This is a genomic window from Streptomyces sp. NPDC047017 (genome assembly GCF_040644175.1).
Lineage (GTDB): Bacteria > Actinomycetota > Actinomycetes > Streptomycetales > Streptomycetaceae > Streptomyces.
Genome location: NZ_JBEYVW010000019.1, coordinates 14,182 through 32,281 on the forward strand (window position 1 = coordinate 14,182; position 18,100 = coordinate 32,281).

Here is an 18,100-nt window from a genome sequence, read left to right on the forward strand (position 1 = left end):
GACGCCGACGCACTCCATGGCCGCGCGGCCCGCGGCCGAGCAGTCTTGAGGTACGGCGGGACGACACCCGCGCAGCGCGGCACACGAGGAGAACGGACGACACCGATGGCCACCCAGTACGGAACGCAGTACGGACCGGAGCACGGATCGCGGTACGCGCCCTACCGCGGGGCCGCATTCCACGACGGCCGGCACGGCGACGACGGCGACGACGTCCGGCGGCCGGCCCCGCACCACCGGGTGCCCGCCGGGCTGCGGGCGCCGTTCGAGGCGCGCAGCCGGCGCGAGTTCGGCTATGTGCTGCTGGGCCTGCCGATCGGGATCGTGCTCTTCACCTACGCGGTCACCATGGTGGCGCTGGGCGCCGGACTGCTGGTGACCTTCCTCGGAGTGCCGGTGCTGGCGGGGGCGCTGGCCGGCTGCCGGGGCTTCGGCATGCTGGAGCGGGCGCGGGCCAACTCGCTGCTCGGCATGGCGGTGGGTGAGCCGGAGCCGCTGCGGACGAAGGGGCACGGCGCGCTGGCCTGGACCGGCGCGGTGCTCAAGAGCGGCGCCTCGTGGCGGGCGCTGCTCTACGCCGTGCTCCAGTTCCCGTGGGCGGTGTTCTCCTTCGTGGTCACGGTGGCCCTGTGGACCACCGGCTGGACGCTGCTGACGTACCCGCTGTGGTTCTGGGTCTTCCCGATGTGGGCGGGCCAGGGCGGCATCCAGCTCTACGGCGACGGCCACCACCGGATCTTCCTCGACAACCCGTTCGAGATCGGGGTGACCGCCCTGGTCGGCCTGCTGATCACGCTGGCCACCCCGTGGATCGTCCGGGCGCTGACCACGGTGGACCGGGTGCTGGTGTACGGCCTGCTGGGGCCGTCGCGGCTGTCGGCGCGGGTGGAGGAGCTGGAGTCGGACCGCGGGGCCGTGGTCGACACGGCGGCGGCCGACCTGCGGCGCATCGAGCGTGACCTGCACGACGGGGCGCAGGCCCGGCTGGTGGCGCTGGCGATGGACCTGGGCCTGGCGAAGGAGAAGCTGGCCGAGGACCCGCGGACGGCGGCCCGGATGGTGGACGAGGCGCACGGCGAGGTGAAGACCGCGCTGCAGGAGCTGCGCGACCTGGCCCGCGGCATCCATCCCGCCGTACTGACCGACCGCGGCCTGGACGCGGCCCTGTCGTCGGTGGCCTCGCGCTGCACGGTGCCGGTGAGGGTGGAGGTGGACCTCGCGCAGCGCCCGGCGGCGGCCATCGAGGGCATCGCCTACTTCACGGTCTCCGAGCTGCTGCAGAACATCAGCAAGCACAGCGGGGCACGGTCCGCCTCGGTGGACGTGTGGCGGTCCGGCGACCGGCTGCTGATCCAGGTGCTGGACGACGGTGCCGGCGGCGCGGACGCGGCCGCCGGGTCGGGGCTGGCGGGGCTGGCCGCGCGGCTGGACGCGGTGGACGGCATCCTCGTCGTGGACTCGCCGGCCGGCGGGCCCACCCGGGTGACGGCCGAGCTGCCCTGGCGGCGCTGACCGCCGGCCCCACGGCCCACCCGACGGCGGCGGCCCGGACAGGACACCCGGGCCGCCGCCATGTGCGCCGGCGCGCGGGAGGCACGTACACCCCGGGCGCGCACGCGCCCCACGCGCGTGCAAGCGCACGCGCGCGACGCGCAGACGCAAGAACGCAAAGACGAAGACCAAGAACGCAAAGACCAAGAACAACGCAGAAACTTTCCCCTTTCTCCCGCCCGGGCGCGCCGAGGTCCGGTAGCTGGGATGCTGGACCACGTCGTACGCAGTGCCGTGGAGCAGTGAGGCTGTGGGGGGCCGGAGATCGTGGAGGACAGGGTGCGGGTGGTCATCGCCGAGGATTCAGTGCTGCTCAGGGAGGGCCTGACCCGGTTGCTGACCGACCGCGGGCACGACGTGGTCGCCGGTGTCGGGGACGCCGAGGCGCTGGTCAAGACCATCACCGAGCTGCATGACCAGGGCGAGCTGCCCGACGTGGTCGTGGCGGACGTGCGGATGCCGCCGACCCACACCGACGAGGGCGTACGGGCCGCGGTGCTGCTGCGCAAGGCGCATCCCGGGCTCGGCGTGCTGGTGCTGTCGCAGTACGTGGAGGAGCGGTACGCCACCGAGCTGCTGGCCGGTTCCAGCCGCGGGGTCGGCTATCTGCTCAAGGACCGCGTGGCCGAAGTGCGGGAGTTCGTGGACGCGGTGGTGCGGGTGGCGCGGGGCGGTACGGCCCTGGACCCGGAGGTGGTCGCCCAGCTGCTCGGGCGCAGCCGCAAGCAGGACGTGCTGGCGGGGCTGACCCCGCGGGAGCGCGAGGTGCTGGGCCTGATGGCCGAGGGGCGCACGAACTCGGCGATCGCCCGTCGGCTGGTGGTGAGCGACGGCGCGGTGGAGAAGCACGTCAGCAACATCTTCCTCAAGCTCGGCCTGTCCCCGAGTGACGGGGATCACCGGCGTGTTCTCGCAGTCCTCACCTATTTGAACTCCTGACCGGTTGACACTGTGTCAGGAGGGGCGCCGCCCGCGGCTGCGTCCAGCATGCGAAGGGCGCGCGGAGGGCAAGTCTGACGGTCGTAGGGTTGAAACCGGGAAGGGCTGGACCGGGGAGGTCTTCGGGAAGGCCGCTCCCACACAGCCGCCTCGAAGGAGGTCCACTTCAGTGACCAGCCAGGTCAGCAGTCCAGCGGAGCAGGCCGACGACGCCGACGAAGCCGGCGAAGCCGTCGTGGGAGAGCAGCGCGCGGCGGCCGGGGCGAAGGGTGTCCGCCGCCTGGACCGGGTGGTCATCCGGTTCGCGGGCGACTCGGGTGACGGGATGCAGCTCACCGGCGACCGGTTCACCTCCGAGACGGCGTCCTTCGGCAACGACCTGTCGACGCTGCCGAACTTCCCGGCCGAGATCCGCGCGCCCGCAGGCACCCTGCCGGGCGTTTCCTCTTTCCAGCTGCACTTCGCCGACCACGACATCCTCACCCCGGGCGACGCGCCGAACGTGCTGGTCGCCATGAACCCGGCCGCCCTGAAGGCGAACATCGGCGACCTGCCGCGCGGCGCGGAGCTCATCGTCAACACGGACGAGTTCACCAAGCGGGCGATGCAGAAGGTCGGCTACGCGGCCTCGCCGCTGGAGGACGGCTCGCTGGACGGGTACCACCTGCACCCGGTGCCGCTGACCACGCTGACGGTGGAGGCGCTCAAGGAGTTCGACCTCTCCCGCAAGGAGGCCGAGCGCAGCAAGAACATGTTCGCGCTGGGGCTGCTGTCGTGGATGTACCACCGGCCGACCGAGGGCACCGAGAAGTTCCTGACGACGAAGTTCGCGAAGAAGCCGGAGATCGCCCGGGCGAACATCGCCGCGTTCCGGGCGGGCTGGAACTTCGGCGAGACGACGGAGGACTTCGCCGTCTCCTACGAGATCGCCCCGGCCGTCACCGCCTTCCCGGTCGGCACCTACCGCAACATCTCCGGGAACCTGGCCCTGGCCTACGGCCTGGTCGCCGCCTCCGTCCAGGCCGACCTGCCGCTGTTCCTGGGCTCGTACCCGATCACCCCGGCCTCGGACATCCTGCACGAGCTGTCCAGGCACAAGAACTTCGGTGTGCGCACCTTCCAGGCCGAGGACGAGATCGCGGGCATCGGCGCCGCGCTGGGAGCGGCCTTCGGCGGCTCGCTCGCCGTGACGACGACCTCCGGTCCGGGCGTGGCGCTCAAGAGCGAGACGATCGGTCTCGCGGTCTCCCTTGAGCTGCCGCTGATCGTGGTGGACATCCAGCGCGGCGGCCCCTCGACCGGGCTGCCGACCAAGACCGAGCAGGCGGACCTGCTCCAGGCGATGTACGGCCGCAACGGCGAGGCCCCGGTGCCGATCGTCGCGCCGAAGACGCCTGCGGACTGCTTCGACGCGGCCCTGGAGGCCGCCCGGATCGCGCTCACCTACCGCACCCCGGTCTTCCTCCTCTCCGACGGCTACCTGGCCAACGGCTCCGAGCCCTGGCGCGTCCCCGAGGTCACCGAGCTGCCCGACCTGGGCGTGCGGTTCGCGCAGGGCCCCAACCACACCCTGGCCGACGGCACCGAGGTGTTCTGGCCGTACAAGCGGGACGGGCGCACCCTGGCCCGCCCGTGGGCGGTCCCCGGCACACCGGGCCTGGAGCACCGCATCGGCGGCATCGAGAAGCAGGACGGCACGGGCAACATCTCCTACGACCCGGCCAACCACGACTTCATGGTCCGCACCCGCCAGGCCAAGGTGGACGGCATCGAGGTGCCCGACATCGAGGTCGACGACCCGGACCGGGCGCGCACACTCGTGCTGGGCTGGGGGTCGACGTACGGGCCCGTCACCGCCGCGGTACGGCGGCTGCGGGCGGACGGCGAGGCCGTCGCGCAGGCCCATCTGCGCCATCTCAACCCCTTCCCGGGCAACCTGGGCGCGGTGCTCCGGGCGTACGACAAGGTGGTGATCCCGGAGATGAACCTCGGCCAGCTCGCCACCCTCGTCCGGGCGAAGTACCTGGTGGACGCCCACTCGTACAACCAGGTCAACGGCATGCCGTTCAAGGCCGAACAGCTCGCCACGGCTCTCAAGGAGGCCATCGATGGCTGAGACGTCCACGGAGCGCGCCGGCGCCGGGCGCGCGGGCGCGCACGCCGGTGCGAGCACCGCCGAGGCGCTCGCCCTGGTGCCCAAGGCCGAGGCGCAGCAGTCGATGAAGGACTTCAAGTCCGACCAGGAGGTGCGCTGGTGCCCGGGGTGCGGCGACTACGCGATCCTCGCCGCCGTGCAGGGCTTCATGCCGGAGCTGGGCCTGGCCAAGGAGAACATCGTCTTCGTCTCCGGCATCGGCTGCTCCTCCCGTTTCCCGTACTACATGAACACCTACGGGATGCACTCCATCCACGGCCGCGCCCCGGCCATCGCCTCCGGCCTGGCGGCCTCGCGGCGCGATCTGAGCGTGTGGGTGGTCACCGGTGACGGCGACGCGCTGTCCATCGGCGGCAACCACCTCATCCACGCCCTGCGCCGCAACGTGAACCTCAAGATCCTGCTGTTCAACAACCGGATCTACGGCCTGACCAAGGGCCAGTACTCGCCCACGTCCGAGATCGGCAAGATCACCAAGTCGACGCCGATGGGCTCCCTGGACGCGCCCTTCAACCCGGTCTCGCTGGCGCTCGGCGCGGAGGCCGGCTTCGTCGCCCGCACCATCGACTCCGATCGCAAGCACCTGACCGAGGTGCTGCGCCAGGCGGCCGCCCACCCCGGCACCGCGCTCATCGAGATCTACCAGAACTGCAACATCTTCAACGACGGCGCCTTCGACGCCCTCAAGGACAAGCAGCAGGCCGAGGAGGCGCTGATCCGCCTCGCACACGGGCAGCCGATCCGCTTCGGCACCGAGGGCGGCCGGGGCGTGGTCCGGAACGCGGCCACCGGTGATCTGGAGGTGGTCGACGTGACTCCGGAGAACGAGGCCAGCCTCCTCGTGCACGACGCGCACGCCGCCTCCCCGACCACCGCCTTCGCCCTGTCCCGGCTGGCCGACCCCGACACCCTGCACCACACGCCCATCGGGGTGTTCCGCTCCGTCGAGCGCCCGGTCTACGACACGCTGATGGCCGAGCAGCTCGACAGCGCGGTCGAGCAGCGCGGCAAGGGCGACCTGGCCGCGCTGCTGGCGGGCGGCGACACCTGGACGGTCATCGGCTGAGGCGGCCGCCGACGCGTTCGTTCACGTGGGTACGTTCACGTGCGTACGTTCACGTGCGTTCGTTCCGTGCGTACGTTCACGTGCGTACGTTCATGAGGCCCGGGTGGATGCCGCCCGGGCCTCGTCGTGCGACCGCGCCGCCCTGGCCTCGTCGTACGTCTGCCGGGCCTGCTCCACGTCGGCCATGCGGTCCTTGGTCCACCGGGCGAGGGTCCGCACCTGCTCGGCGGCCTCGCGGCCCAGCTCGGTGAGCGAGTAGTCGACGCGCGGCGGGATCACGGGCTTGGCGTCCCGGTGGACCAGCCCGTCGCGTTCCAGCGTCTGGAGCGTCTGCGTCAGCATCTTCTCGCTGACCCCCTTCGCGCTCACCCGGCCGACGGCACGGCGCAGCTCGCTGAAGCGGTGCGAGCGTTCCAGCAGCTCGATCAGGACCATCACTCCCCAGCGGCTGGTCACGTGTTCCAGGACGAGCCGGTACGGGCACAGCTCGGGGGTACTCACCGTCATGCCAGTACCTTACTTCAAAGTGGGTACTTTCTCTCAGTTAGCGCCTCCCTTATGGTGGGTGTCAGACCCCATCCCACAAGGAGATCCCCCCTCATGAGCATCGTCGTCACCGGAGCCACCGGACACCTCGGCCGCCTGGTCGTGGAGCAGTTGCTGGAGAAGGTCCCGGCCGAGCGGATCACCGCGGTCGTCCGCACCCCGGAGAAGGCCGCCGACCTCGCCGCGCGCGGGGTGCGGATCGCGGTCGCCGACTACAACGCGCCCGAGACCTTCGACGGCCTGTTCGCCGCCGGGGACAAGGTGCTCCTCATCTCCGGCAACGAGGTCGCCGACGGGCGCGTGCGCCAGCACCAGGTCGTGATCGACGCCGCCCGCGCCGCCGGCGTCGCGCTGCTCGCCTACACCAGCGCCCCCGGTTCCCTGAAGGCCGCCCTCGCCGACGACCACCGCGGCACCGAGGAGGCGCTGCTCGCCTCCGGGCTGCCGTACACGCTGCTGCGCAACGGCTGGTACCACGAGAACTACACCGAGAACCTCGCCCCGGTCCTGGAGCACCGCGCCGTCCTCCAGGCCGCCGGTGACGGCCGGGTCTCCTCCGCCGCGCGCGCCGACTACGCGGCCGCGGCCGTCGCGGTGCTCACCGGCGAGGGCCACGAGAACCAGACGTACGAGCTGGGCGGCGACCAGGCGTGGGGCTTCGCCGAGTACGCCGCCGAGCTGAGCCGGCAGACCGGCGAGGAGATCGCGTACCAGGTGGTCTCCGTCCCGGAGTACCAGGCCGTCCTGACCGGCGCCGGGCTGCCGGAGCCGGTCGCCGCGATCCTGGCCGGCGTGGACGCCTCCATCGAGAAGGGCGAGCTGGTGGTGGACTCCGGCGACCTGTCCCGCCTGACCGGCCGCCCGACCACCCCGCTGGCCGAGGCGATCGCCGCCGCGCTCAAGGGCTGAATCGCCCCCGCGCTCAAGGGCTGAGCCGCCGTACCCTCCCCGCACCTGCCACACCACACCTGCCGCACCCGCCGCGCTCCTGCCGGTCATGACCGTATCCCGATACGGACATGACAGGCGGGGGCGCGCGGCGTTACCTTCGTGCGTGCCGCGCCGGGGCGTTGCCAGGTACGCCAGGCACCAGAGGCACCAGAGGCACCTAGAGGCACCTAGAGGCACCAGGGAGGGCCCGTGAGCGAGACGCCGAGCGGTGAGCGGCGCACAGGACTGCTGAACGGTTTCGCCGCCTACGGGATGTGGGGCCTCGTCCCGCTCTTCTGGCCCCTCCTCAAGCCCGCCGGGGCCGCCGAGATCCTCGCCCACCGGATGGTGTGGTCCCTCGCCTTCGTCATCGTGGCGCTGCTCTTCGTACGGCGCTGGGCGTGGGCCGGGGAGTTGCTGCGGCAGCCGCGCAGGCTCGGGCTGGTCGTGATCGCCGCCGCGGTGATCACCGTCAACTGGGGCGTCTACATATGGGCCGTGAACAGCGGTCATGTCGTCGAGGCGTCCCTGGGTTACTTCATCAATCCGCTGGTCACCATCGCGATGGGCGTCCTGCTCCTGAAGGAACGGCTGCGCCCCGCGCAGTGGGCGGCCGTCGGCACCGGCCTCGCCTCCGTCGTCGTGCTCACCATCGGCTACGGCCAACCGCCGTGGATCTCCCTGTGCCTCGCCTTCTCCTTCGCCACCTACGGCCTGGTGAAGAAGAAGGTCAACCTCGGTGGCGTCGAGTCGCTGGCGGCCGAGACCGCGGTCCAGTTCCTGCCCGCGCTGGGCTATCTGCTGTGGCTCGGCGCGCACGGCGACGCCACGTTCGCGACCGGCGGCGCCGGGCACGCCGCGCTGCTCGCCTCCACCGGCCTGGTCACCGCGCTGCCGCTGGTCTGCTTCGGCGCGGCCGCGATCCGGGTGCCGCTGTCCACCCTGGGCCTGCTGCAGTACCTCGCACCGGTCTTCCAGTTCCTGCTGGGCGTCGTCTACTTCCACGAGTCCATGCCGGCCGAACGCTGGGCCGGCTTCGCCCTGGTCTGGCTGGCGCTGTCGCTGCTGACCTGGGACGGGCTGCGCGCGGCCCGGCGATCCGCCCGGGCCCGCGCGGCCCTGCTGACCGCGTCCCGCGCCGGGGCGGGCAGCGCGGTCGTGGAGCGGGGGGCGGAGGCGGTTCCGGCCGCGGGGTCCGGTGCGGTGGAGCCCCAGGGCTGAGCCCTGATGGAGAGCTGAGCCCTGATGGGGAGCTGAGCCCTGGTGGAGGGCTGAGGCCTGATGGGGAGCTGAGCCCTGATGGAGAGCTGAGCCCAGGTGGAGGGCTGAACCCTCGTGTCGGTCACCGCGCGGAGTGGCTCGCTCGGGCGGGATCAGGGTCAGGCCGGGTGCCGGTACCGGCGTTTCGGTTGCCCGCGCGTCCAGGTACCCCCTATGAGTGGTCACATGACCGAGACGCAGAGGTCCGCCGCCGACGCGGCCGCCGCCCCCGTGCACGTCAAACTCGTCGTCGACGCCGCCGACCCGCACGCCCAGGCCGACTTCTGGGCCGGTGCGCTGCACTACGTGCCGGAGGACAACAGCGTCCTCGTCGAACAGCTGCTGGCCGTGGGGGCGCTGCCGGGCGCGGCCACCGTCGAGTTCCGCGGCCGCCCGGCCTTCCGCGACCTGATCGCCGTACGCCATCCCGAGGACCCCTACGATCCCGAGCGCGGCACCGGACTGGGGCGGCGGCTGCTGTTCCAGCGGGTGCCGGAGGCCAAGACCGGCAAGAACCGCCTCCACCTCGACCTGCACGTCGGCGCGGACCGGCGCGACGAGGAGGTGGAGCGGCTGAAGGCGCTCGGGGCGAGCGAGCTGCGGCAGGTGAAGGAGCCCTCCGGCGCGTGGGTGGTGATGGCCGATCCGGAGGGGAACGAGTTCTGCGTGCACTGAGCCGGCCCCGGCCCTACGTGGCTGCCCGCCGACGGGCTCAGGGCACCGGCGGGAGCAGCCCGCCGCAGGCTCGGGGCGCCGACGGGTTCAGTCCGCCGCAGGCTCGGGGCGCCGACGGGCTCAGTCCGCCGACGGGGATGTCTGCCTGCGGGCGCGGGCGGTGAGGCGGTCCATGCGGGCCCGGGCGGACTCCAGTTCCTCGGTCTCCTCGGCGGCCGGGCCGTCCCCGGCCGCCAGCTCGCTCCACAGGCCGATCAGGTCGCGGCCCAGGCGCAGGCCCTCCTCGGGATCGCGGACCGCCCGCCAGGCGGTGGCCGCGCCGCACACGTTGCCGTAGGCGCCCTCCTCGTCCCGGGCACCGAGGCGGACCCGGGCCAGGTCGAGGGAGAGGCCGAAGGCGCGGAGCGGATCGTCGGCCAGGTAGGCGATGTACGCGGTGAGTTCGCGCACGCGCAGCACCTCGGGGTGGGCCGGGCCGAGCGTGCCGGACGTCTCCGCGACGGTGCGCTCGGCCAGGGCCGCCGCCTCCTCGATACGTCCCGCCCGGACGGCCTCGTTGACCTGGGCCAGCGGCTCGGCGAGCAGGGCCGCGCCGTCCCCGGCCGGGGCCCCGGGGTCGTCCCCGAGCACCGCCTCGGCCACGGCGTCGAAGCCGCGTGCGGGGGTGAACCCGGGGTCGGGGTCGAGAACCGTGACGTCGTCGATGACGTCATCGGGCACCATGCCCGCCCTGGCGCCGGACCGCGCCCCCGCCTCCGCCGGCCCGGCGTCCATCACCGGAGGCGGCCCGAACTGTCCCGTAGGAGCGACGGCCACCCCGGGCGCCACACCCGGCGGCGTACCAGGGACCGCGTCCGAGGACGCTCCCGGCACCGCCGGACCGGGCCCCCCGCCCGCCACCGGGCCGGGCGCGCCGTCCGCCACCGGACCGGGCGCGGCGGGTGCCGCAGGCGGCCCGGGGAGCGGGACGGGCTCGGTGGTGGGCACCGGCGCGGAGACCCTGCGCAACGGCCGCGTCCGCGTGGACGGCTCGCCGGGCTCGGGGAACTGCCGCAGCACCTGCGTGTCCTCGTCCACCGGCGTCGGCACCGGTCGCGGCGCGTCCCCGGACGGCTCCGGCGCAGCCGTGCGCAGGGGCTGCGCGGTGAAGGTGCTGGAGCCGTCGCCGTGGACCTGGAGGGGGACGACATAGCCGATGCGTTCGTCGGTGATGGTGGCCAGGACGGGACGGCCGGTGGCGAGGGCGATGCGGCGCAGGTGGTCGAGCACCGCCTGCTGGATCTCCTGACCGGGCGCCGGGTCCACCCGGACGCCGCCGACCGAGGCCCACGCCCCGGCACGGGACCCGCCCGCCCCGGCCGCCCCCTGGGGCACCGGCACGTGCACGTCGATCGGGGTCGCCGCGGCGGCCACCGAGCGCGTCGCGCGCTTCTGCTCCCGCTTCTTCTCGCGGCTCAGTCGGTACATCGGCTCCCTCACTCGGATGCGTGCCATCCGGTCCTACGCGTACTGTCGAGTCTCTCCGCTCGCCCGCGCTGTACGCGTCACCGCGATGTCACAGACTCGCACCAGGAACCGCTTACCCGTGACCCGGGTAACGCCGCGGGCACCAGGATCGTCGGGACGACGTGAGAGGGAACGCACGTGCACACGGACAGCACACCAGGCATACGGCCGGACGAGCGACAGGGTCCGGAGATCTGGCTCCGTCCCGCAGTGCCCGCCGCCACATCCGCCGGTGCCCCCTCCTCCCCCGCACCCGGCCGCTTCTCCTGGGTGGCCGCGCACGGCGGTGCGGGCACGACCACGCTCGCGGCGGTCTACGGCGGCCGCGACTGCGGCCAGGGCTGGCCCGGGCCCGACGCTCCCCGGTCGGTACTGCTCGTCGCCCGCACCCACGCGGCCGGCCTGGACGCCGTCGTGCGCGTACTCCATCTGTTCAGCACGGGCGAGGTCCCGCCGGGCCTCGAACTGGCCGCCGTGGTGCTGGTCGCGGACGCACCCGGACGGCTGCCGCGCCCGCTCGCGCAGCGGCTCGCGCCGGTGGAGTCCGCCGCCGCCGTCCACCGCGTCCCCTGGGTGCCCGCCTGGCGCGTGGGCGACCTCACCGGCCGCCCACCCCGCGAGACCGAACCGCTGACCCGCCTCACGGACGCGATGAGCCGGCCCCGCTGACCTCGGGCGCCCCGAGAGCGGTCCGGCCCCGCGGACCACCAGCCACTCCGAAGGCCCTCCGGCCGTCCAACCTCCGACCCGTCCGACCCGTCCGCAGGACCAAGCCCCTCACACGGTGACGTCCCTGGCCGTGAACCTCGCCCAGGCCGCCGAGCCGAACACCGCCGCGTACAGCCCCTGCAGTTCCAGGTTCTTCACCAGGGCGTCCCAGTAGACGGGCTCGCGCATGAGGTCGGCGAAGGACAGCCAGTAGTGGGAGAACAGGTACGGCTGGACCGCGTGCAGCTGGGGTATCTGGTCGATGATCTGGACGGTGATCAGCAGCCCCACGGTCGTCGCCATGGCCGCGATGCCGCTGTTGGTCAGCGTGGAGACGAACAGGCCGAGGGCGGCGAGACCGGTCAGCGACACGGCGACGAAGAGGGCGATCAGCAGGGCTCTGCCCAGCCCCTCGGTGAAGCTGATCCGGGTGCCGGAGATGGTCGTCAGATCGCCCAGCGGGAAGAGCAGCGCGCCCACCGCGAGCGCCGACCCGGCGACCACGAGGGTGGCGGCCAGGCAGAAGACCATCGTCGTGGCGTACTTGGTGAGCAGCAGCCGGGTGCGGCCGGCCGGTGCGACCAGCAGATAGCGCAGGGTCCCGGCACCGGCCTCGCCCGCGATCGCGTCGCCCGCGACCACCCCCACGGCCATCGGCAGGAAGAACGGCAGGGTCGCCGCCAGCGCGGTGAAGACCAGGAACAGCCCGTTGTTGGTGATCTGCGCGATGAAGGCCGGTCCCTCTCCGCCCCCGCCCGCGACCGCCGCACCGTCCCTCGTCTCGATCCGGACGGCCACCCCGACGAGCACCGGCACCGCGGCCAGCACGCCCAGCAGTGCCAGGGTGCGCCAGCGCCGGAAGGTGGTCACCAGCTCGTTGCGCAGCAGCCCGAGGGTCCACAGCGGGTGCGGGGCACGCACGGCGGCCTCGGCCTGTCCCGCCGCCGCTTCAGCCCGCGACATCGAACCCCTCCCCCGTCAGTGCCACGAACGCGTCCTCCAGCGAGGCCCGTTCGATGCCGAAGCCGCGGACGCGGACGCCCGCCGCGACCAGGGCGGCGTTCACATCGGCGAGGTCGCCGTCCGGTGGTTCGCCGGTCACCCGGTCCCCGTCGGCGACGACATCGGCGACGCCCTGTTCCTTCAGCACCCGGGCCGCCTCCCCCGCGTCGGGGGTGGTGACCGCCAGCCGGCCGCGCGCTCCCGCGGCCAGCTCGGCCACCGGGCCCTGGGTGACGAGCCTGCCCCGCGCCATGACCGCCGCGTGGGTGCACACCTGCTCGATCTCGTCCAGCAGATGGGAGGAGAGGAAGACCGTCGTGCCGTCGCAGGCCAGCTCCCTGACCAGGGCGCGGATCTCCCGCATGCCCTGCGGGTCGAGGCCGTTGGTCGGCTCGTCCAGGACGAGCAGCCTGCGCGGTCTCAGCAGCGCGGCGGCCAGGCCGAGGCGCTGTTTCATGCCCAGCGAGTACGCCCTGGCCTTCTTGCCGGCGGCGGCGGTCAGGCCCACCCGGTCCAGCGCGGCCGCCACCCGGGTCCGCCGGGTCCGTGGATCGGCCGTGAGGTCGGCGGCGTCGTGGCGCAGCAGATTGTCCCGGCCGGACAGGAAGCCGTACAGGGCGGGTCCCTCGATGAGCGCGCCGACCTGCGGCAGCACCGCGCGCGAGGAGCCGGGCATGGGACGGCCCAGGACGCGTGCCGTGCCGGAGGTGGGTTCGACGAGCCCCATCAGCATCCGGATCGTGGTGGTCTTGCCGGAGCCGTTCGGACCGAGGAAGCCGAAGACGCTGCCCGCCGGGACGGTCAGGTCGAGACCGTCGACGGCGAGCTGCCCACCGCGGTAGCGCTTGGTGAGCGCGCGGGTGTGGATGACACTGCCGTCCGGTCCGGTCGTACCGTCCGTGCCGTCCATACCCCGGCCGTCCATACCCCGCATCCCGCCCATGTCACGCACCCCCTCCGTGCCGAGCACGGCGTCGGCGCCGAGCGGGCCGTCCGTGCCGTGCGCGGCCGGTGCCGGTCCCGGCCGCGCCGCTTCCGGCGGTGTGGCGGACGTCTCGTCCATCGGCTCCCCCGTCCGTCCGTCGTCCCCGTGGGCCGCCGTCGCCCCCGTGGCCGCTCCGCCTACCGGCCGGTGTCCGCGGCCTTCACCAGCGCTTCCTTGGTGACGGCGCCGACGTAGACCTTGCCGTCGTCGGTGATCAGCGCGTTGACCAGGCGGGTGGAGAAGACCGTGCCCTTGCCGAACTTGCCGCTCACCTGATCGCCGAGCGAGCCCAGGAAACCGTCCAGGCCGCCGCCCTTGCCGGTGGACGACGGGATGCCGCCCTTGGTGCCGGAGTCGAGGACCGCGATGGAGTTCCAGCCCTTGCCCAGGACCTTCGTGTCCTTCTCGCCGAGGCCCTGGTGCGCGGCGCCGTCCCGGTGCGGGGCGCCGGGGACGCGGCCCTGCCCGCCCGCCGGGACCCCGGCGTCCTTCTCGTCGGTGACCTTCGCGCCCTTGGGCGGGGTGAAGTCGAACGTGGAGGCGGCCGGCGCGGCGAAGCTGATCCGGGTGAAGCCCGCGTCCACGACGGCGGCGCCGCCGCTCGCCGGGGTGAGGGTGAACTTGAGCGGCAGCCCGGTCTTGGAGTCCACCGCGATACTGATCGCCCCGACGGTGGTGCCGGAGGCGTGCTTGGGCTTGATGACCAGCTTGTAGGCGTCCCGGCCGGCGACCTGCGCGGTGCCGTCCACCGTCACCGAGGTGGTGTCGTCGGCCGATTTCAGGGCTTCCTCGGCGAAGTCCTTGGGCGTGGCGGGCAGCTGGTGCTCGCCCTTGGCCCCGTCCTGGGGCGCGGTGCCGTGGTAGACCTCGTCGGACTTGCTGTCGTAGCCCCAGACGTCCTTGCCGTTGTGGATGAGGCTGTACTCGGCGGCGCTCTCGATCAGCGAGACCTTCTGCCGGTCCTGGCCGTCGGCCGCGACCCGCAGGGTGTGCGTGCCCGAGGCCAGCTCGGTCAGCTTCGAGGTGGGGTCGGCCGACGAGCCGCCGCCGCCCTTGCCCGCGCCGGAGACGAGGCTGTTCTCCAGGCCGCCGAGGTCCGGCAGGCCGAGGTCGGTGCTGATCTTGACCGTGCCGGACAGCCGCTGGACGTCCGACTGGGCGATCTTCTCTATGAGCTGCTGGGCGCTGATCTTCGGCAGGTCGGGGTCGCCCGAGTCGGCGAGTGCCGGGACCAGCCCGATGGTCGCCGCCGCCACCCCCACCACCGCGACCGGGACGGCGTAGCGCGCGGCCTTGCGGCGCGCCGAGGGCGGACCGTCGGCCGTCGCGTCCGTGCTGTCGTCGGATTCGTACGGTGCCATGTGTGCCTTACCTCCGTCGTCGTCGGCGGCTTCCCGTCTGCACAGCTCCCACCCTGAGCCGCCATTCTCACCCGAATCGGTGAGGAGTGGTGTGGTCCGTGCCTCCATCACACCAAATCGGGCGGCCGGAAGCGTCAGCCCCCGGAGCCAACTCCGCGTACGCCTGCGGTATGACGCAGGCGAGCGGCGCCTCCACCCTTTCCCCTAGGGGTCGGGTGGAGGCGCCGCTCGCCGGGCGGGGTGAGGGGGCGTCAGCCGGCCCGGTGCACCACCGCGTCGCACAGTTCGAGCAGCGCCGCCTTCGCGTCGCACTCACGCAGCGGCGCCAGCGCGGCCCGGGCCTCCTCGGCGTACCGCACGGTGTCCCGCCGGGCCTGCTCCAGTGCCGGGTGGGCCCGCAGCCCCGCGAGTGCCTCGGCGTGCCGCGCGTCGTCGCTCAGGTCGGAGTCCAGCAGCTCGCACAGCGCGATGTCCTCGGCCAGCCCGAGCCGGGCCGCGCGCTCGCGCAGCCGCAGCACCGGCAGCGTGGCGATGCCCTCGCGCAGGTCCGTGCCCGGCGTCTTGCCGGACTCGTGCGAGTCGGAGGCGATGTCCAGGACGTCGTCCGCCAGCTGGAAGGCCACGCCCAGCCGCTCGCCGTACTGCGTCAGCACGTCCACGACCGTCTCGTCGGCGCCCGACATCATCGCGCCGAACCGGCACGAGACGGCCACCAGCGATCCCGTCTTGCCGCCGAGCACGTCCAGGTAGTGGTCGACCGGGTCCCGGCCGTCCTGCGGTCCGGCCGTCTCCAGGATCTGCCCGGTGACCAGCCGCTCGAACGCGAGCGCCTGGACCCGGACGGCCTCCGGTCCGAGGTCCGCGAGGATCTGGGAGGCCCGGGCGAACAGGAAGTCGCCGGTCAGGACCGCGACCGAGTTGCCCCAGCGGGTGTTCGCGCTGGCCACCCCGCGCCGTACGGCGGCCTCGTCCATCACGTCGTCGTGGTACAGCGTCGCCAGGTGGGTCAGCTCCACCACCACGGCCGACGGCACGATCCCGGGCGCGTACCGGTCGCCGAACTGCGCGGCGAGCATCACGAGCAGCGGCCGGAACCGCTTCCCGCCCGCCTTGACGAGGTGCTGCGCGGCCTCCGTGATGAAGGGGACCTCGCTCTTGGTGGCTTCGAGCAACCCTTCCTCGACAGCCGCCAACCCGGCCTGGACATCGGCTTCGAGAGCCTGGTCCCGCACGCTCAGCCCGAACGGCCCGACGACGGTCACGAGGGGTCTCCTGTCTGCTGGTGTCTGGTGGCGGTTACGCGGTTTGTCGATACGTCGCTGCCATCACTCAAGTCAGCGTATCCGGTCACGTTTCGATCACCGATAGCGCCCACCGCTCCAGGCCAGGCGGTATCGGATCACGCCCGATATGTTTTCGATCACTACGTATGAACAGATATTTTCGACTCACTCCTCCCGCCCGCGCGACGGAGGGCCACGGCCTCACTCGAAGCGACAGCCTGCCCACCCGCCCCCGTGGCATCCCGCCGGGGTCCGATTCACCCTTAATCACACCCCGAATCCCCTTGGCCGCAAATGCACCCCGGCCGGTCGATCCGTGAGTTGGGTCACGCCACCCCTTCACCGGCACCGACGCCCGGCCACCCCCGCCTCCCCTTGCCGCACACGCCAGTTGACCGTTGGCGATCGCAAAGGATCAAGCATCCCAAACACCCCAGACCAAGGTCAACTAGGGCGATGTATGAATCAGGTACTTGTTCGGGACATGTGCTCTCGCATACGTTCCCGGTCCATCGGGCGGACGCCGAATCCTGCCACCGCCCGAAACCCATCGACTGAACACTTCTTGGCAGGAGCGGGGGACCCAGGTAAGTCGCCGGGCCGGAGCGCCGTACGTCGTCCTATGTCGTACGCCGCGCCGGAACGGCTCGGGGTGAAGCCGTGTCCTTCGGGGCACGGCCGGGCACCTCCCCGCCCGAACCCGACAGCTCACCTCGCAGGCGACGGAGAGGAATTCCCCATGCCTGCACACGGTCAGCGCCACCCCCGCACCGCCCGCCTCCTGCGCACCCTCGCCGTCTCCGGCACGGGTGCCGCCGTCCTGGCCCTCCCGCTCATCGGCGCCACCACCGCCTCCGCGGCCACCCCGGCCGCCGCCCCCAAGACCGTGAGCACGGTCGCCTACCCGAACAACCTGGACGGCTGGATCCGCGAGTCGCTCTCGATCATGGCCCAGAAGGGCATCCCGGGCACCTACAACGGCATCTACCGCAACGTGATACGCGAGTCCTCCGGCAACCCGCTGGCCATCAACAACTGGGACTCCAACGCCGCCAAGGGCATCCCGTCCAAGGGCCTGCTCCAGGTCATCCAGCCCACGTTCAACGCCTACCACGTGGCCGGCACGTCGTTCGACATCTACAACCCGGTCGCCAACATCACGGCCGCCTGCAACTACGCCGCCGCGCGCTACGGCTCGATCGACAACGTCTTCAGCGCGTACTGACGGGACCGCGCGGGGTGGGGTGGGACGGACGGCCGGCACATCGGCCGTCCGGTCCGCCACCTCCGCGTCAGCTGAACAAACGTTCGAGGACGACGGCCACGCCGTCGTCCTCGTTCGACGTGGTGACCTCGTCCGCGACCGCCTTCAGCTCCGGGTGGGCACCGGCCATGGCCACGCCCCGGGCGGCCCACCGGAACATCGGGATGTCGTTCGGCATGTCGCCGAAGGCGAGGGCGCTCTCCCGGCCCAGCCCCAGGCGCCCGGCGGCCAGCGCCAGCCCGGTCGCCTTGGTCACACCGCACGGCTGCAGCTCGACCGTCCCCGGGCCCGACATGGTGACCGTGGCCAGCGAGCCGACCACGCCGCGGGCCACCGCCGCCAGCTCGTCGTCGGACAGCACGGGATGGCGCAGCAGCACCTTGCTGATGGGCGCGCCCCACAGCTCCTCGCGCCGATCGACCCGTTCGGCGGGCAGGGTCGGATGCGGCATCCGGTACCCCGGCTCGATGAGCGTGAGCCCGTCGACCCCGTCCTGGTCGACCGCGGCGTGCACCTCCCCCACCTCGGCCTCGATCTTGCCGAGCGCGGTCTCCGCCGTCTCCCGGTCCAGGGTGACCGACCACAGCAGCCGGTCGGCCGCGGCGTCGTAGAGCTGCGCGCCCTGGCCGCACACCGCGAGCCCCGCGCCGCCCAGGATCTTCAGCAGTGGCCGCACCCTGGGCGCCGGCCGGCCCGTCACGACCAGATGCCGGGCACCTGCCGCCGCCACCCGCGCGAGCGCGGCCAGGGTCCGCTCGGAGAACGTGTCGTCGCCGCGCAGCAGCGTTCCGTCCAGGTCGGTGGCGATGAGGGCGTGGGCGCGGGGAGCGGGCATGATCAGAGAATACGGACCCGCCCCGGGGCCGCCC

Annotated in this window: 16 protein-coding genes and 1 riboswitch; of the genes, 9 read left to right on the forward strand and 7 right to left on the reverse strand. The window is 72.7% G+C overall.

Annotation, left to right across the window (positions count from 1 at the left end):
• The first annotated feature begins 105 nt into the window (after window positions 1-105).
• The 4 genes from ABZ858_RS28010 to ABZ858_RS28025 all read left to right on the forward strand — a co-directional run bounded on the left by ABZ858_RS28010 (window position 106) and on the right by ABZ858_RS28025 (window position 5,711).
• Entirely contained in the window at window positions 106-1,512 is a 1,407-nt protein-coding gene (locus ABZ858_RS28010) for a sensor domain-containing protein (protein WP_361384334.1), read from the forward strand.
• A 318-nt stretch (window positions 1,513-1,830) separates the two neighbouring features.
• A complete protein-coding gene (locus tag ABZ858_RS28015) occupies window positions 1,831-2,490 on the forward strand; it encodes a response regulator transcription factor (RefSeq protein ID WP_361384785.1) in 660 nt (219 codons plus the stop codon).
• Window positions 2,491-2,659: 169 nt separating this feature from the next.
• A complete protein-coding gene (locus ABZ858_RS28020) occupies window positions 2,660-4,606 on the forward strand; it encodes a 2-oxoacid:acceptor oxidoreductase subunit alpha (protein ID WP_361384337.1) in 1,947 nt (648 codons plus the stop codon).
• A gap of 103 nt (window positions 4,607-4,709) precedes the next feature.
• Window positions 4,710-5,711, forward strand: a complete 1,002-nt coding sequence (locus ABZ858_RS28025; protein WP_361384788.1) for a 2-oxoacid:ferredoxin oxidoreductase subunit beta — start codon at window positions 4,710-4,712, stop codon at window positions 5,709-5,711.
• A gap of 90 nt (window positions 5,712-5,801) precedes the next feature.
• Here ABZ858_RS28025 and ABZ858_RS28030 read toward each other — a convergent pair whose 3' ends face one another.
• Window positions 5,802-6,218, reverse strand: a complete 417-nt coding sequence (locus ABZ858_RS28030) for a helix-turn-helix domain-containing protein (protein WP_361384340.1) — start codon at window positions 6,216-6,218, stop codon at window positions 5,802-5,804.
• Window positions 6,219-6,311: 93 nt separating this feature from the next.
• Between ABZ858_RS28030 and ABZ858_RS28035 the strand changes: the two genes are divergently transcribed.
• From ABZ858_RS28035 to ABZ858_RS28045, 3 genes are all read left to right on the forward strand, one after another.
• Window positions 6,312-7,166: an SDR family oxidoreductase gene (locus ABZ858_RS28035; RefSeq protein WP_361384343.1), complete on the forward strand. Its 855-nt coding sequence runs from the start codon at window positions 6,312-6,314 to the stop codon at window positions 7,164-7,166.
• 231 nt (window positions 7,167-7,397) lie between these two features.
• The gene (gene rarD / locus ABZ858_RS28040) at window positions 7,398-8,408 is read left to right on the forward strand and encodes an EamA family transporter RarD (protein WP_361384346.1); all 1,011 of its coding nucleotides are present in this window, start codon (window positions 7,398-7,400) and stop codon (window positions 8,406-8,408) included.
• 225 nt (window positions 8,409-8,633) lie between these two features.
• On the forward strand, window positions 8,634-9,122 hold the full coding sequence (locus ABZ858_RS28045) for a VOC family protein (protein ID WP_361384349.1): 489 nt from the start codon (window positions 8,634-8,636) through the stop codon (window positions 9,120-9,122).
• Window positions 9,123-9,242: 120 nt separating this feature from the next.
• Here the strand turns inward: ABZ858_RS28045 and ABZ858_RS28050 are convergent, their stop codons facing one another.
• Window positions 9,243-10,589: a tetratricopeptide repeat protein gene (locus ABZ858_RS28050; RefSeq protein WP_361384352.1), complete on the reverse strand. Its 1,347-nt coding sequence runs from the start codon at window positions 10,587-10,589 to the stop codon at window positions 9,243-9,245.
• Between the two features lie 249 nt (window positions 10,590-10,838).
• Between ABZ858_RS28050 and ABZ858_RS28055 the strand changes: the two genes are divergently transcribed.
• Window positions 10,839-11,297: a DUF6668 family protein gene (locus ABZ858_RS28055; RefSeq protein WP_361384355.1), complete on the forward strand. Its 459-nt coding sequence runs from the start codon at window positions 10,839-10,841 to the stop codon at window positions 11,295-11,297.
• Between the two features lie 108 nt (window positions 11,298-11,405).
• On the opposite strand, the gene ABZ858_RS28060 is transcribed toward ABZ858_RS28055, so the two are convergent.
• The 4 genes from ABZ858_RS28060 to ABZ858_RS28075 form a co-directional block, all read right to left on the reverse strand.
• Window positions 11,406-12,299 (reverse strand): ABC transporter permease, encoded by an 894-nt coding sequence (locus tag ABZ858_RS28060; RefSeq protein ID WP_361384358.1) that lies wholly within the window; start codon window positions 12,297-12,299, stop codon window positions 11,406-11,408.
• Window positions 12,286-13,263, reverse strand: a complete 978-nt coding sequence (locus ABZ858_RS28065; RefSeq protein WP_361384790.1) for an ABC transporter ATP-binding protein — start codon at window positions 13,261-13,263, stop codon at window positions 12,286-12,288. The genes ABZ858_RS28060 and ABZ858_RS28065 overlap by 14 nt, the downstream gene beginning before the upstream one ends.
• A 197-nt stretch (window positions 13,264-13,460) precedes the next feature.
• Window positions 13,461-14,684: a DUF2092 domain-containing protein gene (locus ABZ858_RS28070; protein ID WP_361384361.1), complete on the reverse strand. Its 1,224-nt coding sequence runs from the start codon at window positions 14,682-14,684 to the stop codon at window positions 13,461-13,463.
• Between the two features lie 251 nt (window positions 14,685-14,935).
• Window positions 14,936-15,946: a polyprenyl synthetase family protein gene (locus tag ABZ858_RS28075; RefSeq protein ID WP_361384364.1), complete on the reverse strand. Its 1,011-nt coding sequence runs from the start codon at window positions 15,944-15,946 to the stop codon at window positions 14,936-14,938.
• 548 nt (window positions 15,947-16,494) lie between these two features.
• Window positions 16,495-16,702, forward strand: a riboswitch (cyclic di-AMP (ydaO/yuaA leader).
• Window positions 16,703-16,706: 4 nt separating this feature from the next.
• Between ABZ858_RS28075 and ABZ858_RS28080 the strand changes: the two genes are divergently transcribed.
• A complete protein-coding gene (locus ABZ858_RS28080; protein WP_361384367.1) occupies window positions 16,707-17,192 on the forward strand; it encodes a transglycosylase SLT domain-containing protein in 486 nt (161 codons plus the stop codon).
• Window positions 17,193-17,259: 67 nt separating this feature from the next.
• Here the strand turns inward: ABZ858_RS28080 and ABZ858_RS28085 are convergent, their stop codons facing one another.
• Complete coding sequence (locus ABZ858_RS28085; protein ID WP_361384370.1) at window positions 17,260-18,066, reverse strand: HAD family hydrolase; 807 nt, start codon at window positions 18,064-18,066, stop codon at window positions 17,260-17,262.
• Window positions 18,067-18,100 lie beyond the last annotated feature (34 nt).

Bases quoted from the DNA above. Each gene is read 5' to 3' on its own strand.
- ABZ858_RS28010 (WP_361384334.1), top strand. From the start codon at position 106: ATGGCCACCCAGTACGGAACGCAGTACGGACCGGAGCACGGATCGCGG.
- ABZ858_RS28025 (WP_361384788.1), top strand. From the start codon at position 4,710: ATGAAGGACTTCAAGTCCGACCAGGAGGTGCGCTGGTGCCCGGGGTGC.
- ABZ858_RS28030 (WP_361384340.1), bottom strand. From the start codon at position 6,218: ATGACGGTGAGTACCCCCGAGCTGTGCCCGTACCGGCTCGTCCTGGAA.
- ABZ858_RS28035 (WP_361384343.1), top strand. From the start codon at position 6,312: ATGAGCATCGTCGTCACCGGAGCCACCGGACACCTCGGCCGCCTGGTC.
- ABZ858_RS28045 (WP_361384349.1), top strand. From the start codon at position 8,634: ATGACCGAGACGCAGAGGTCCGCCGCCGACGCGGCCGCCGCCCCCGTG.
- ABZ858_RS28050 (WP_361384352.1), bottom strand. From the start codon at position 10,589: ATGTACCGACTGAGCCGCGAGAAGAAGCGGGAGCAGAAGCGCGCGACG.
- ABZ858_RS28060 (WP_361384358.1), bottom strand. From the start codon at position 12,299: ATGTCGCGGGCTGAAGCGGCGGCGGGACAGGCCGAGGCCGCCGTGCGT.
- ABZ858_RS28065 (WP_361384790.1), bottom strand. From the start codon at position 13,263: ATGGACGGCCGGGGTATGGACGGCACGGACGGTACGACCGGACCGGAC.
- ABZ858_RS28070 (WP_361384361.1), bottom strand. From the start codon at position 14,684: ATGGCACCGTACGAATCCGACGACAGCACGGACGCGACGGCCGACGGT.
- ABZ858_RS28080 (WP_361384367.1), top strand. From the start codon at position 16,707: ATGCCTGCACACGGTCAGCGCCACCCCCGCACCGCCCGCCTCCTGCGC.
- ABZ858_RS28085 (WP_361384370.1), bottom strand. From the start codon at position 18,066: ATGCCCGCTCCCCGCGCCCACGCCCTCATCGCCACCGACCTGGACGGA.